The sequence below is a fragment of the Afifella sp. JA880 genome (assembly GCF_025379905.1).
Taxonomy (GTDB): domain Bacteria; phylum Pseudomonadota; class Alphaproteobacteria; order Rhizobiales; family Afifellaceae; genus Afifella; species Afifella aestuarii.
The window spans coordinates 1,684,511-1,698,440 of sequence record NZ_JAOANH010000001.1 but is presented as its reverse complement, the minus strand read 5'-3'; the positions used below and the strand labels follow the sequence as shown (position 1 = coordinate 1,698,440).

Below are 13,930 nucleotides of genomic sequence, written 5' to 3'. Positions count from 1 at the left end.
AGGCCAGTTCTTCGGGATGCGCCGACTGCGCCGACGCCAGCGCCGACATTGCTCCGGATTGGGCCAGGGGGTGGGCCCAGGGTTGGGACAGGGGGCAGGCCAGGGCGGGATGGCCCGAGGCGAGGCCCCATGCGGCCGGGACGGCTTTTGCTCGCTCAACGATCTCGTGCCCGGAACCCATTGCCGGGTCGCCCGGCTGAAAGGCTGTGGCGCTATCCGCCAGCGGCTTCTCGACCTCGGCCTCGTCAACGGTGCCGAGGTGACGGTGATCAGGGCCGCGCCCTTGAACGATCCGATCGCGATCCGCGTCGGCAATGCGGTCTTGACGGTGCGTCGCGCCGAAGCGGCGACGATCGAGGTGGAACGTGACTGAGAAAACGGCCGGCGCGGCGGGGGCCACGGGGCGGCGCCTGCGCGTGGCGCTCGCCGGACAGCAGAATGCCGGCAAATCGACGCTCTTCAATGCGCTGACGGGTGTGGCGCAGCACATTGCCAATTATCCGGGCGTCACCGTCGACAAGAAGAGCGGCTTTTATCTCGACCACGGCCGGCGGGTGGAGGTGGTGGACCTTCCCGGCACCTACAGCCTGACGTCGTTCTCCCTGGAAGAGCGCGTCGTGCGCCGCTTTCTCTACGAGGAGCGGCCCGACGTCGTGGTCAACGTGCTCGATGCCTCCAATCTGCGCCGCGGGCTTTATCTGACGGCGCAGCTCATCGAGCTCGGCCATCCGCTCATCGTCGTCGTCAACATGATGGATGTCGCCGAGCGGCGCGGCCTCAAGATCGATTTGAATGCGCTGGCGCGGAAGCTGAAGGTGCCGGTCGTGGCCTCGATCGGGCGCAAGGGCGTCGGCCGCGAGGAGCTGCGCGCCGCGATCCGCCGCATCGCCGACGAGCCGGATACTTCCCCCGCGATTTCCGATGCGCGGCTCGATTATGGCGCGCTCGAAGAGACGATCGGCTGGGTGGAGGAGCGGCTCGCCGATTCCTCCGGCCTCGATGCCGGCGCCGCCGTGCGAGGGCTCGCCGTCAAACTCGTCGAAGGGGATGCCGAGGCGGTCCGGCTCGTGCGCGAAGATCCGCGTCAGGCCGTGTTCCTGGAGGAGGTCGCCGAGGCGCGCAAGAATTTCGAGACGGCGCATGATCTCTCGACCGGCGATCATGTCGCGGCCATCCGCGACCGCTTTGCGGGCGAGATCGTCACCGCCTCTGTGAGGGAGAGCCGCAAGGGTGCGGTCTCCGCGTCGGAGCGTGTCGACCGGCTGCTTCTGCACCGGATTCTGGCGCCGATCTTCCTCGTTCTGGTCGTCTGGGGGATCTACGAGATTTCCATCGTCCAGGGCTACGAGCTCACCAAGGTCACCTGGCCGTTTCTCGCCTCCCTGCGCAATTTCGCGGCGCAATGGCTGCCGGAGGCGGGTTTTCTCTACGACCCGCAGATCCGCTCGCTCGGCCTGTGGATGGTCGATTCCGCGAACACGCTTTTGAACTACGTGCCGATCTTCCTGATCCTCTTCGCGCTGATCGCGATTTTGGAGGATTCGGGCTACATGGCGCGGATCGCCTTCATTCTCGACCGGATCCTGCACCGCTTCGGCCTGCACGGGCAATCGACGCTGCCCTTCATTCTGGCGGGCGTTTTTGCCGGCGGCTGCGCCGTGCCGGGCGTGATGGCGACGAAGGGCATTCCGGACGAACGGGCGCGGCTTGCGACGATCCTCACCGTGCCGTTCATGAACTGCCTGGCGAAGATCCCGCTCTATACGCTTCTCATCAACATCTACTTCGTCGAGGCGAAGGGGCTCGTCCTCTTCTATCTCTCGACGATCACCATCTTTGCCGCCCTGCTCGTCGCCAAGCTCCTCTCCGTCTCCGTGCTGCGCCACAAGGAGACGGCACCCTTCGTGATGGAGCTGCCGCATTACCATCTGCCGACGCTGACCGGCGTTCTGCGCCGCTCGATCGACCGCACCTGGCTCTACATCAAGAAGGTCGGCACGGTGGTCGTCGCCGTTTCCGTCGTCGTCTATGTGCTGTTGCAGTTTCCGGGCCTCAGTGCCGACCAGGAGGCGGTCTATGAGGGGCGGGCCGAGGCCGCGATCGCGGAGTTCTACGACGAGATGGCGGGCAATCCTTATCTCGCCGCCGTGCCCGATCAGGCGGCGCTCACCGGCCTCGTCAACGTCTACACCGATTACCGCACCGAGAAGCTGATGGCGCAGGGGGCGGAGGCCTCAAGGGCCGTCGATGCGCGCTACGAAAACCGTTATCCCGAATTCTACCCGTTCCTGAAACGCTCCTCCGACAAAGAGGCGCGCACCGCCGAGCGGGCGCTGAAGACGCTTGCGACGACGCGCAAGACGCTGAGGCGCGAGATGAAGGAAGAGCGGATCGTCAATTCGCTCCTCGGCCAGGTCGGGCGCAGCCTCGAACCGGTGACGCAGTTCGCGGGCTTCGACTGGAAGATCAACGTGGCGCTGCTCTCGTCTTTCGCGGCGCGCGAGAGCTCGGTCGCGACGCTCGGCGTTCTTTTCCAGCCGTCGGATGGCGAGAACGACACGCTCGAAGAGCGCATGGGAACGGAGCAGCGCGCCGCCGGCTATTCGGCGCTCGGCGCCGTCGCGCTCATGCTCTTCTTTGCGCTCTATCCGCCGTGTCTTGCGACGACGATCATGGTGCGCGTGCAGACGCAATCCTATCGCTGGATGATCTTTTCCATCGTCTTCCCGACTTTTCTCGGTCTGAGCGTCGCGAGCGCCGTCTTCACGCTCGGCGGCATGTTCGCGCTGTCGGGGCTTGAGACGCTGACGATCACTTACTTCACGGCGTTCGCGGCGGTGATCCTCGTCGGGCTCTTCAAGCGCCCCTTCGGCCGGGTCCTGCCGCCACCGGGGCTATTCGCCGCGAGGCGCCGTGTCATGAGGGGAGAGAGCCGATGAACGCCGAAACGCAGCCGGCGATCGATCTGAGCCGCGAGGCGGCGACGGGGGGCTTCGAATGGCTCGCCGTTGCAGCGATCGTGCTTCTGGCCGTCGTCTTTCTGAAGAAAAAGCTCTTCCGGCGGCGGCCGTCCTGTGTCGATTGCGTCGGCCGCGGCAGCTGCAAGGAGGCCTGTTTCGCCCCGCTTGCCGTACCGGAGGCGGATGCCAGTCGCGACGGCGGAAATCACTCCGCGCGTTCGCGTCCGGACCTCACACCGAACGGGTGATGCCGCCGTCGACCCGGATGTTCTGGCCGGTGATGTAGCCGGCGCCGTCGGAGGCGAGGAAGGCGATCGTCGCGGCGACTTCTTCCGCCTGGCCGTAGCGCCCCATCGGGATGCGCGCCCGGCGGTCTTCCTTTTCCGGCAGGCTGTCGATGAAGCCCGGCAGGACGTTGTTCATGCGCAGATTGTCGGCCGCATATTTGTCGGAGAAGAGCTTGGTGAAGGCGGCAAGCCCCGCGCGGAAGACGCCGGAGGTCGGAAACAGAGGATCCGGCTCGAAGACGGCGTAGGTCGAGATGTTGATGATCGTGCCGCCGCCAGATTTCAGCATGTGCGGCGTGACGAGGCGCGTCGGACGGATGACGTCCATGAGATAGACGTCGAGACCGGCGTGCCAATCGTCGTCGGAGATGTCGAGGATCGGCCCCTTCGGTCCGTGCCCGGCGCTGTTGACGAGGACGTCGATGCGACCGAAGCGCTCCATCGTGCCGGCGACGAGGCGCTCAAGATCTTTGGGCGATTGGTTGGAGCCCGTGACGCCGAAGCCGCCAAGCTCTTCTGCGAGCTTTTCGCCCTTGCCGGAGGAGGAGAGGATCGCGACGGAAAAACCGTCTTCTGCGAGCTTGCGTGCCGCGGCGGCGCCCATGCCGCTGCCGCCGGCGGTGATGATCGCGACTTTTCGCTCTGCCATGTCGACCTCCTCGAGATTCGTCCCGCCGCTTATGGCATTGCGGCGTTGGCGACGAAACGGTGTTCGGCAGGCGGCCGTGCCGCGAGCCGATCCGGAGCTTCAGGCGCTGCGACGGGCTGCCTCGATCGAGGCGAAGAGATTGAGAGCCTCCTGGGCTCCGAGCGCCTCGGAATAGAAGAAGCCCTGCGCCTGGTTGCAGCCCTGCTCGGCGAGAAGAAGGCGCTGCTCTTCCGTTTCCACGCCCTCGGCCGTCACCTCCAGGCCGAGGCCTGCGCCGAGGCCGACGAGCGCTTTGACGATCGCGGCACTTTCCGGGTCCGTCGCCATCGAATGGATGAAGCTGCGGTCGATCTTGATGCTGTCGAGCTTGAAATTGCGCAGGTGATAGAGGCTCGAATAGCCGGTGCCGAAATCGTCGAGCGCGATGCGCACGCCAGCCTGGCGGAGCGTTCCGAGCGTCGCCTGCGCCGCAGCGAGGTCGCGCACGAGCGCGCTCTCGGTGATCTCCAGTTCGAGCCTTTCGGCCGGAAAGCCGGTGCGGCCGAGGAGCGCGATGACCTTCATGCCGAAATTCGGATCGCGCAGGAGAAGCGGCGAGACGTTGAAGGAGAGCATGGTCCTGCCGGGCCAGGTGGCGGCGTCGTGGCAGGCCTTGTTGAGAAGGAGATCGGTCAAAGCGGTGATGAGGCCGCTGTCTTCAGCGACGGGGATGAAACGATCCGGCCCGATCTTGCCGAGCTCCGGGTCGTCCCATCGCGCCAGGGCCTCGAAGCCTTTGACGGTGCCCGTCTTCATATCGACGAGCGGCTGATAGCTCGGCGTGATCGTCTGCGTTTGGATGGCCTCGCGGAGTGCAGCCTCGATGCGGCTGCGCTCGCGCACATGCTGATCCATCTCCTCTTCGAAGAAGCGCATGGCAGAATGGCCCTGGCCCTTCGCGCGGTAGAGCGCGATGTCGGCCTTGCGCAAGAGCTCTGCCGGCACGTCGCCGTCCTGGGGCGTGAGGCAAATGCCGATTGCGGTGCCGACCGCGTGTTCGCCGCCGCCCGCGCGGATCGGCGGAGTGAGCGCGTCGATGATGCGCAGAGCAAGACCGGTCGCCGCTTCGGCGCCCGAAATATGCGTGGCGAGCACGGCGAACTCGTCGCCGCCGAGACGCGCCACGAGATCGTTTCCGCGCACTGCTCGGCGCAGCCGGGCCGCCACCTGCATCAGGACCTCGTCGCCGGCTGCATGCCCGAAGACGTCGTTCACCCGCTTGAAGCTGTTGAGATCGAGCATCATCACGGCATGGCTCGTATCGCTTCCGGGCGGCGAGGCTGCGGCCTCTTTCAGTGCGGCGTCGAACTGACGACGGTTCGGCAATCCCGTCAGCGCGTCATGAAAGGCGAGGCGCTGGATTTCCCGCGCCGTGCGGGCCTTCCGGGCGGCTTCCTGGCGCTCCCGGATCATGCGGCGCACGGCCCAGACGAGGCCGAGCAGGAAGATGACCGAGACGGCGATCAATTCGTCGCGCTCGACGCTCATCTCCGCCGGCGTGTCGCCCGCCGCGTTCGCGAAGATGTCGATGACGATGCCGACATAGAGCATCGCGAGCGTGGCGATCAGGACGATCGAAAAATCGATGAAGCGGAATTTATGGCGGAGCACGAAGGCGATGGTCCTCTTCACGGATGGTCCGGACATGAAGGTTTCAACCCGCAATGTTCTTTTTCGCTCCATACGGACAATCGATGAACGGGATCTAAAAGGCGCGCGCACCACGTGCCTTCAACGGAGCTGAACGGGAGTTCTAGCCGGGAATCGCTTGCGGGAGCCTTGCCGCCCTGCGTTACCGCGTCGCGGATTGCGGCAGCACGAAAGGACCGGGCGGAACGACGCCGACGCCGAGCCGGCATTCGAAGACGTCTTCCAGAAGGTCGTCGGTCATGACCTCGGCCGGTGAGCCGATGGCGCGCGCCCGCCCGTCATGCATCATCACCACCTTGTCGGCGAACATGGCGGTGAGGTTGAGGTCGTGAAGAACGGCGAGGACGCCGCCGCCCGCGGCTGCGAACTGGGCGGCAAGGCGCATGATCACGAGCTGGTGGCGGATATCGAGGGAGGAAACGGGCTCGTCGAGGAAGAGCCAGCGCGGTTCACCGTCGGCGACGGGCGCCCAGACCTGGCAGAGGACGCGGGCGAGCTGTACGCGCTGCTGCTCGCCGCCCGAGAGCTCCTGGTAGAAACGCCCGGCAAAGCCTGCAAGATCGACGCGCCGCAAGGCTTCCTCCGGCAGCCGCCTGACCTCTTCGGGCGGCAGTCTGGCCGAGGCGCCGTTGAGACCGAGGCCCACGACCTCGCGCACCGTGAACGGGAAGGAGAGGGCTGTCGCCTGGGGCAGCACGCCACGGAGAGCGGCGAGCTCGAAGGGTTTCAGGGCGCGGCTGTCGCGGCCGTTGATGCGGATCGTTCCCGTCGAGGCGAGCTCGCCGGAGATGGCGCGCAAGAGCGTCGTCTTGCCCGAGCCGTTCGGCCCGACGATGACGGTCATGGCGCCGGTCGAGGCGGTGAAGCCGACATCGCTCAGGATCTGGCGCCGGCCGAGACTGACGCAGAGCTCCTCCACTTCGATCATTTTCGCCCTCACAGATCGAGCACGCCGCGCCGGCGCAGCAGGATCCACAGGAAGAAGGGCGCGCCGACCGCGGCGGTGACGATGCCGATCGGAAATTCGGCCGGGGCGACGATGGTGCGGCTGATCGCGTCGGCGAGAAGCAGCATGACGGCGCCGAGAAGCGCCGAGGCCGGCAGCAGGTAGCGGTTGTCCGGGCCGATCAGAAGCCGCAGCAGATGCGGCACGACGATGCCGACGAAGCCGATGCCGCCGGAGACGGCGACGGAGGCGCCGGTTGCGGCCGAGACCGTGACGATGGCGATGAGTTTCATGCGCTGCACGGGAATGCCGAGATGATGGGCCGCCGCCTCGCCGAGCGCCATGGCGTTGAGCGAGCGGGCGAGAAACGGTGCGGCAAGAAGGGCCGCGACGATGATCGGACCGGCGGCGGCGATCTTGACCCAGCTGGCGCCGGCAAGCGAGCCGAGCCCCCAGAAGGTGAGGTCGCGCAGCTGCGCGTCATTGGCGAGAAAGACGAGGATGCCGGAGACGGCACCGGCGAGCGCCCCGAGCGCGATACCGGCCAGGAGCATGGTGGCGATCGAGGTCTGCCCGCGGCGCGTCGCCACCTGATAGAGGATCCAGGTGGTGAGGAGCCCGCCGAAGAAGGCCGCAAACGGCAGCGCGTAGATGCCGAGAGGCGCAATCACCGGAGCGAGCACGCCCGAGCCGAGAACGATGATGATGATCGCTCCGAGACCGGCCCCGGCAGAGACCCCGACGAGGCCCGGATCGGCAAGAGGATTGCGGAAAAGCCCCTGCATGACGGCGCCGGAGACGGCGAGCGACGCGCCGACGAGGCTGCCGAGCACGGCGCGGGGCAGGCGGATATCGCCGATGATGAGCCGGTCGCGCGCCGAAACCTCGCCGCCGCCGAAGACGAGATCGCGCAGGACCGGCAGCGGGGAGACGTCGGAGGCGCCGGCCGTCAGGCTGAAGAGAAAGGTGGCGAGGAGAAGAAGCGCCAGAAGAACGATCGTCGCCCTCGCCACGAAGGAGCGGTCCCCGACGGGCAGCGACCGGCGCTTCGCCGCCGCCGGCAGAAGGATGTCGAGCGTCATGACAGGCGCCCTCAGTTGGAGGCCGGCGCGCCGTAGAGCGCCCGGTGGAGCTCGCGGGCGGCGGACGCCGCGCGCGGACCGAAGCCGAGAAGATAGAGCCCGTCCATACGGATGAGGTTTTTCACCTCGCCCGCCGGTGTCGCCGCAAGAGCCGGATTGGCGAAGACCTGATCGGTGCCGATGCCGTGGCTTGCACCCTGCGCCATCATCAAGACCGCATCCGGCGCCGCATCGAGGACGGCCTCTTCGGACAGCGCCTTGTAGCCCTCGTAGCCTGAGATGGCGTTTTCGCCGCCGGAAAGCCGGATCATCGCATCGGCGGCCGTGCCCGTTCCGGCGGCGAGGAGCTTTCCGCCCTGCATGGAGAGGAGGAACAGGACGCGCTTGGGTGAGGAAATGCCGGCAGTCTCCTTTTCAAGCGCGTCGAACTCGCCGCCGACCTCATCGGAAAGCGCCTGAGCCTGTTCTTCGGCGCCGAGCGCTTTCCCCACCTCACGGATCTTGGCGAGCACGCTGTCGCGGTCATAGCCCTCGTCGATGGTGACGAAGGGCACACCGGATTCCTTCAAGACGTGCACGGCGTCGGGCGGGCCGCTGCCTTCGATGGCGAGGATGCCACCCGGATTGACGGAGAGAACGCCCTCCGGGGCGAGCTGGCGCATATAGCCGACATCGGGGAGGGCTTTCGCTGCCTCCGGATAGGTGCTGGTCGTGTCACGGGCGACGAGCCGGTCCTCCTCTCCGAGCGCATAGACGATCTCGGTGATCGATCCGCCGATGGCGACGAGCGAGGCGTTGGGCGCGAAGGCCGCCTGCGTCTGTGCGCCCGCCGTCTCCTCTGCCGCGGCCGGAGTGGCAAAGAGGGCGAAGCCGAGAAGCGCCATGGCAAGCGCACGGCCTTTGACGCGTCCCGCCTTCAGTCCGCGCGCGTCCCGACTTGGCGATCCGCATCTTGGCGATCCGCGTCTTGGCGATCCGCACCTTGCCGATCCGGTCCCTGTCCTGTCCGTCATGGCCGTCCTCAATCCGTTCGATGTCGTCGGTTCGATGTTGGGGGGCATCCTAACTTCCTTGCCAAAGAATGTTGACAAAAAAAATCAGACTTTCTACGCAGCTCATATATGACGTGAAAAGTCAGGTTTTAACGCGGGCGTCACCGACCGCAAGAGGAGTAGGGCATGGGCTGGGGCAGGCGTGAGGACGAGGGCGGAAGGCGCGGCTGGGGTTATCGGCCGAAATGGCATGGCGCATTGCTGGCCAGTGCCGCGTCGCTGGCGCTGTCCGCTCCGGGCTTTGCGCAGGAGGCGGCGGTCGCAGAGCGTGACGCGTCCGAGGCTTCCCAGGAGGCCCAGCCGAAGGTGACGACGCTCGACGAGATCACCGTCATCAGCCGCACCGGCGAAAGCGCCATCGAGACCATGGCATCGGTGAGCCGGCTCGGCCAGGACGAGCTCGATCGCAAGATGGCGACGACGCCGCTCGAAATGCTGCAGGGTGTGCCGGGTGTTGCCGTCCAGGCCGATTCGAGCCGCCTGAGCTCTTCGGTGAACATTCGCGGTCTTCAGGATTTCGGCCGCGTCGCCGTCATCGTCGATGGGGCGCGCCAGGATTTCCAGCGCTCAGGACACGGCACGCAGAGCACCTTTTGGATCGACCCGATGCTGGTGAAACAGGTCGATGTCATCCGCGGCCCCGTCGCCAACACCTATGGCTCCGGCGCGATCGGTGGCGTCGTCATGTTCGAGACCAAGGATGCGCGCGATTTTCTGAAGGAATGGGAGCGATACGCCATTTCCTTCACCGGCCAGTACGAGACCAACGGCAATGGCTGGACGATGAGCGGGACGGGGGCCGCCCGCATCAACGACAATATCGACGTTCTCGGCAATCTCGTCTGGCGCGACTATTCCGAATATGACGACGGCCATGGCGACGAGGTGTCGGGCACCGGCTTCGACGTCTTGAGCGGCATGCTGAAGACGAGCATCCGCCCGAACGATTACAGCGAGCTGCGTCTCGGCTGGATCGGCACCGACGACGGCTGGGAGGAACGATCCGGCGCCTCCGATCTCGATCTGACGCAGAACACGCTGACGGCGCGCTACGCGCTCGACGATCCGGACAATCCCTGGATCGACCTCCACATCAACGGCTCCTGGAACCAGGCGAAGCTCGACCAGGAATATCTGACGGATGTGCGCCAGTTCGATCCCGTGACGGGCGAGGTGATCAACGTTCCGGCGGGCTCCAAGACCAGCTACGATCTCGACACCTACGGGATCGATCTGTGGAACACGTCGCGCTTCGATACCGGCGCGCTGGCGCACGAGCTCACCTATGGCGGCGACTGGCTGAAAGACGAGGTGACGACATCGAGCCCGCTCGGCGGCAGCGATGTCTATACGCCCTCCGGCGATCGCAAGGTGTGGGGTGCCTATGTCCAGGACAAGCTCACCTGGCACTGGTTCGAGGTCATCGGCGCCCTGCGCTACGACAGCTATGAACTCGACGGCACGGATGTCGACAGCGACGGCGACCGGCTATCGCCGCGGCTGACCGTCGGCGTCTCGCCCTTCGAAGGGCCGGTCCTCGGCGGGCTGCAGGTCTACGGCACCTACGCGGAAGGCTATCGCTCGCCGACGACCACAGAGACCCTGATCAGCGGTCTGCATCCCTCAGGCGTCGCCTTTCCCTTCCTGCCCAATGCCGATCTGCGCCCGGAAACCGGCAAGACCTGGGAATTCGGCGTCAATTACCAGCGCGATTCGCTCTTCGTCGCCGACGATCGGCTGCGCCTGAAGGCCGCCTATTTCAACAACGACGTCGACGATTTCATCGACGGGCAGACGTTGTCGGCCTTCGACCCGACGAGCGGCTGTCCACTGCGGCCGGATTTGTTGGGCAGCCCGACCTATGCGCCGATCTGCTTTCAGTATCAGAACTTCGCCGAGGCGCGGCTGCACGGCTTCGAGCTCGAAGCCGCCTACGATGCCGGCTGGATTTTCGGCGGCCTGACGGCCTCCATCATCGACGGCTGGCGCAAGGCGGACGGGGTCAAGGAGGATATCGTCTCCATTCCGGCGTCGCAGCTCGGCGGCTCTCTCGGCTTTCGCCTGCTCGAACAGCGCCTCAGCTTCGGTGGCGAGGTGGAGCACAACATCGCCCCGGACGGGGCGGAATACGCCAAGGATTACACGCTCGTGAACGCTTTTGCGCGCTACGACGTGAACGAGAATTTCCGCGCCAGCCTGCGTGCGGAGAACCTTTTCGATGTGCGCTACGCCAATCCGCTCAACGCGACCACGACCTCGGTCGTCTACGAGCCCGGCCTGAGCGTGAAGCTCGGCGCCACATTGCGTTTCGGTGGCTGACTCGGACGGCCAGTCGCCGGACAGAGGAGGCCCGCGGGGACGGTGAGGCTCATCCCCGCGGGCCTTCCGCAGTCGCTTTCAGCGGCCGCAAAGATGAGAATTGGGGGCAGAGATGGAGAGCGTTCAGATCACGGCGCCGGCCGCGCGGCGCATGCAGGAATTCTTCGCCGCCGAAGACGGCACACCGCTGCGCAACGCCTTTGGTGCAAAGCGCGTGGTGCATCCCTCCTTCGGCGCGCAGATGGTGCCGGAGGAGAGCCGGGAGGCGACGTGGCGGGAGCTCACCCGCCAGCCGCGCGCCCGCAACGGCGTCGCCTATCTGCACGTACCGTTTTGCGAAAACCATTGTCTGTTCTGCGGCTTCTATCAGAACGCCTGGAGACCGGAGGCCGGCCCCGCTTATGTCGACGCGCTGATCGCGCATCTGCAGCGCGATGCCGATCTGCCCTATCAGGCGGAAGGCGCGCTCGACGCCGTCTATTTCGGTGGCGGCACGCCGACCGTCCTCTCGGCGCCCGATCTTGCCCGGCTCATCACGGCGGTGCGCACATATCTGCCGCTCGCGCCCGATTGCGAAATCACGGTGGAGGGGCGACCGCGGAGCTTTGATGACGACAAGATCGCTGCGATTTTCGAGGCGGGCGCCAACCGCGTCTCGCTCGGGGTCCAGACCTTCGACACCCGCCTTCGCCGCTCGCTCGGCCGGCGCGCCTCGCGCGAAGAACTGATCGCGTTTCTCGACCGGCTGGTGAAGGCCGATGGCGGCGCGATCGTCGTCGATCTCATCTATGGTCTGCCCGGCCAGACCCTCGAGGCCTTTCGCAACGACGTGGAGACGGCGATCGCCATCGGTCTCGACGGGGCGGATGTCTATTCGTTGAAGCTCATCCCGCATGCGCCGCTGCGGGCCGCGATCGACAAGGGCAAGTTCCCGCCGATGGACCGCGCCGAATTCGGCCTCTTTTATGCCGAAGCGAGCGAGGTGTTTGAACGGGCGGGCTGGCATTCGATCTCCACGAGGCATTGGCGGCAGGGCGAACGCGAGCGCAACATCTACAACCACGCTGTCAAATCGGGGGCGGAATGCCTGGCGTTCGGCGCCGGGGCCGGAGGCTCTCTCGGCGGCTATTCCTATGGTATCGGCGATGATCTGCGCGCCTATCAGGAGGCGATCTCCGCGGGCCATTGCGTCGTCGGCCGGCTGACGCGGCAGCCGGAGAACCACGACCTCTTCAGCCTGATCAAGAGCGAGATGGAGCTCGGGCGGCTCAACGTCGCCTGGCTATCGGCGCAGCTCGAACGCCGCGCAGGGCTTGAAGGCGATGTCGTGCTCGCGCCCCTCTTCGCGCAATGGCAGCGGGCGGGGCTGGTCGAGGCGGACAAGAGCCGGCTCCGCCTGACGCTCGCTGGCCGCTTCTGGCAGGCGACGCTGACGCAGAACCTGCTGGAATGGCTTCAGGCGCAATTGTGCAAGGCCGAGACGGCGGGCGGATGACGCGCCGGCCGCCGAAAGGCCGGCACGCCCTCAGGCGCGCTCGAAGCCGCGGCGGCGATCGAAGTCCGTAACGATGCGGTCGGCCTCGTGCTGCTCCCAGCGCGCGCTATGGAGGTAATGCTCGATCACCTCCTCGCCAAAAGCTTCGCGCAGCATTGTGGAGCCTTCGAGCGCGGTGATCGCTTCGCGCAGCGTCTTCGGGACGTCGCGATCCGCGCGGTCGTCGGCGCTGTAAGCGTCGCCCAGAAACACCTCTTCGAGCGGCATATCCTTTTCGATGCCGTCGATCCCGGCGGCGATCAGGGCCGCGAAAGCGAGGTGAGGGTTGAGATCGGCCCCGCCGATCCGGCATTCGATGCGGATCGCCTTGCCGTTTTCGCCGCACAGACGGTAGCCGGCCGTGCGGTTGTCGAGCGACCACAAGACCCGCGTCGGCGCGAACGTGCCGGCCGTGAAGCGCTTGTAGGAATTGACGTAGGGCGCGAGGAAATAGGTGATCTCGCGGGTATGGGCGAGGAGGCCTGCCACATAGGCGCGCATCGTCTTCGACATGCCGTGTTCGCCATCCGGGTCGAAGAAGACCGGCTCGCCCGACAAACTCGTCAGCGATTGATGGATGTGAGAGGAATTGCCGGCATGGTCGGTGTCCCACTTCGCCATGAAGGTGATGGCGCGGCCCTTCTGCCAGGCGATCTCCTTGACCGCATTCTTGATGATGGCGTGGCGGTCGGCCATCGTCAGCGCGTCTGAATAGCGGACGTTGATTTCGCCCTGGCCGGCATCCGCCTCGCCCTTGGTCGCTTCCACCGGCACGTCGGTGCCGGCGAGGCCGTTGCGGATGGCGCGCATGACATCTTCCTCTTTGGAGCTCTGGAAGATGTTGTAGTCGCCGTTATAGGCGCTGAAGGTGTTGAGCTTCTGGAAGGCGGACGCTTCCGCCTCTTCATAGCTCTCCCGGAACATGAAGAATTCGAGCTCCGAGGCGGTCATGGCGCGAAGGCCCATCGCTTCCAGACGCTTCAGCTGTTTCTTCAACAGCGCGCGCGGCGAATGCGGCACCTCCTCCAAGGTTTGCGGATCGAGGACATCGCAGATGACGAGCGCCGTCGCTTCGAGCCAGGGGACCCGCCTCAGCGTCGCGAGATCCGGCCTCATGACGTAATCGCCGTAACCCGTCACCCAGTTCACCGATTGGTAGCCCTCGACGGTGGTCATTTCGAGATCGGTCGCCTGCAGGTAGCTGCAGGAGCGGCTCTCCTTCCAGGCGTGGTCGAGGAAGAAATCGACATGAAAGCGCTTGCCCATGAGGCGCCCCTGCATGTCGATCTGCGCGGACAAGACCGTATCGATCTCCCCGGCCGCAGCAAGGGCCCTCAATTCCTCCAAAGTGAGCCTGCCGCTCATGCCGGTTTCCTCTGTGTTATCTGTGCCGTGGCAGGAATCTCCCGCCG

General features: G+C 65.8%; 11 protein-coding genes. 5 read left to right on the top strand and 6 right to left on the bottom strand.

The genetic code is table 11. From position 1 onward, the window contains the following. Window positions 1–109 precede the first annotated feature (109 nt). The 3 genes from NYQ83_RS08005 to NYQ83_RS07995 are packed head-to-tail and all read left to right on the top strand — an operon-like array spanning window position 110 to window position 3,208. Complete coding sequence (locus NYQ83_RS08005) at window positions 110–373, top strand: ferrous iron transport protein A (protein WP_261213813.1); 264 nt, start codon at window positions 110–112, stop codon at window positions 371–373. Further along, on the top strand, window positions 366–2,939 hold the full coding sequence (gene feoB / locus NYQ83_RS08000; RefSeq protein ID WP_261213812.1) for a ferrous iron transport protein B: 2,574 nt from the start codon (window positions 366–368) through the stop codon (window positions 2,937–2,939). Before NYQ83_RS08005 ends, feoB begins: the two co-directional genes overlap by 8 nt. Then, the gene (locus NYQ83_RS07995; protein WP_261213811.1) at window positions 2,936–3,208 is read left to right on the top strand and encodes a hypothetical protein; all 273 of its coding nucleotides are present in this window, start codon (window positions 2,936–2,938) and stop codon (window positions 3,206–3,208) included. The genes feoB and NYQ83_RS07995 overlap by 4 nt, the downstream gene beginning before the upstream one ends. On the opposite strand, the gene NYQ83_RS07990 is transcribed toward NYQ83_RS07995, so the two are convergent. The 5 genes from NYQ83_RS07990 to NYQ83_RS07970 form a co-directional block, all read right to left on the bottom strand. Continuing rightward, the gene (locus NYQ83_RS07990) at window positions 3,192–3,896 is read right to left on the bottom strand and encodes an SDR family oxidoreductase (RefSeq protein WP_261213810.1); all 705 of its coding nucleotides are present in this window, start codon (window positions 3,894–3,896) and stop codon (window positions 3,192–3,194) included. The genes NYQ83_RS07995 and NYQ83_RS07990 overlap by 17 nt on opposite strands. A gap of 99 nt (window positions 3,897–3,995) precedes the next feature. Then, a complete protein-coding gene (locus tag NYQ83_RS07985; protein WP_261213809.1) occupies window positions 3,996–5,567 on the bottom strand; it encodes a putative bifunctional diguanylate cyclase/phosphodiesterase in 1,572 nt (523 codons plus the stop codon). Between the two features lie 160 nt (window positions 5,568–5,727). After that, window positions 5,728–6,513: a heme ABC transporter ATP-binding protein gene (locus NYQ83_RS07980; RefSeq protein WP_261213808.1), complete on the bottom strand. Its 786-nt coding sequence runs from the start codon at window positions 6,511–6,513 to the stop codon at window positions 5,728–5,730. An 8-nt stretch (window positions 6,514–6,521) separates the two neighbouring features. Then, window positions 6,522–7,613, bottom strand: a complete 1,092-nt coding sequence (locus NYQ83_RS07975; RefSeq protein WP_261213807.1) for a FecCD family ABC transporter permease — start codon at window positions 7,611–7,613, stop codon at window positions 6,522–6,524. A gap of 11 nt (window positions 7,614–7,624) precedes the next feature. After that, complete coding sequence (locus NYQ83_RS07970) at window positions 7,625–8,497, bottom strand: hemin ABC transporter substrate-binding protein (protein ID WP_261213806.1); 873 nt, start codon at window positions 8,495–8,497, stop codon at window positions 7,625–7,627. Between the two features lie 294 nt (window positions 8,498–8,791). Between NYQ83_RS07970 and NYQ83_RS07965 the strand changes: the two genes are divergently transcribed. Both NYQ83_RS07965 and hutW read left to right on the top strand, forming a co-directional pair. Then, window positions 8,792–10,984 carry a TonB-dependent hemoglobin/transferrin/lactoferrin family receptor gene (locus tag NYQ83_RS07965; protein WP_261213805.1) on the top strand — a complete coding sequence of 731 codons (2,193 nt, stop codon included), beginning with the start codon at window positions 8,792–8,794 and terminating at the stop codon, window positions 10,982–10,984. A gap of 112 nt (window positions 10,985–11,096) precedes the next feature. After that, entirely contained in the window at window positions 11,097–12,479 is a 1,383-nt protein-coding gene (gene hutW, locus NYQ83_RS07960; RefSeq protein ID WP_261213804.1) for a heme anaerobic degradation radical SAM methyltransferase ChuW/HutW, read from the top strand. Window positions 12,480–12,509: 30 nt separating this feature from the next. Here the strand turns inward: hutW and NYQ83_RS07955 are convergent, their stop codons facing one another. Beyond that, on the bottom strand, window positions 12,510–13,883 hold the full coding sequence (locus tag NYQ83_RS07955) for a glutamine synthetase family protein (protein ID WP_261213803.1): 1,374 nt from the start codon (window positions 13,881–13,883) through the stop codon (window positions 12,510–12,512). Window positions 13,884–13,930: the final 47 nt, after the last annotated feature.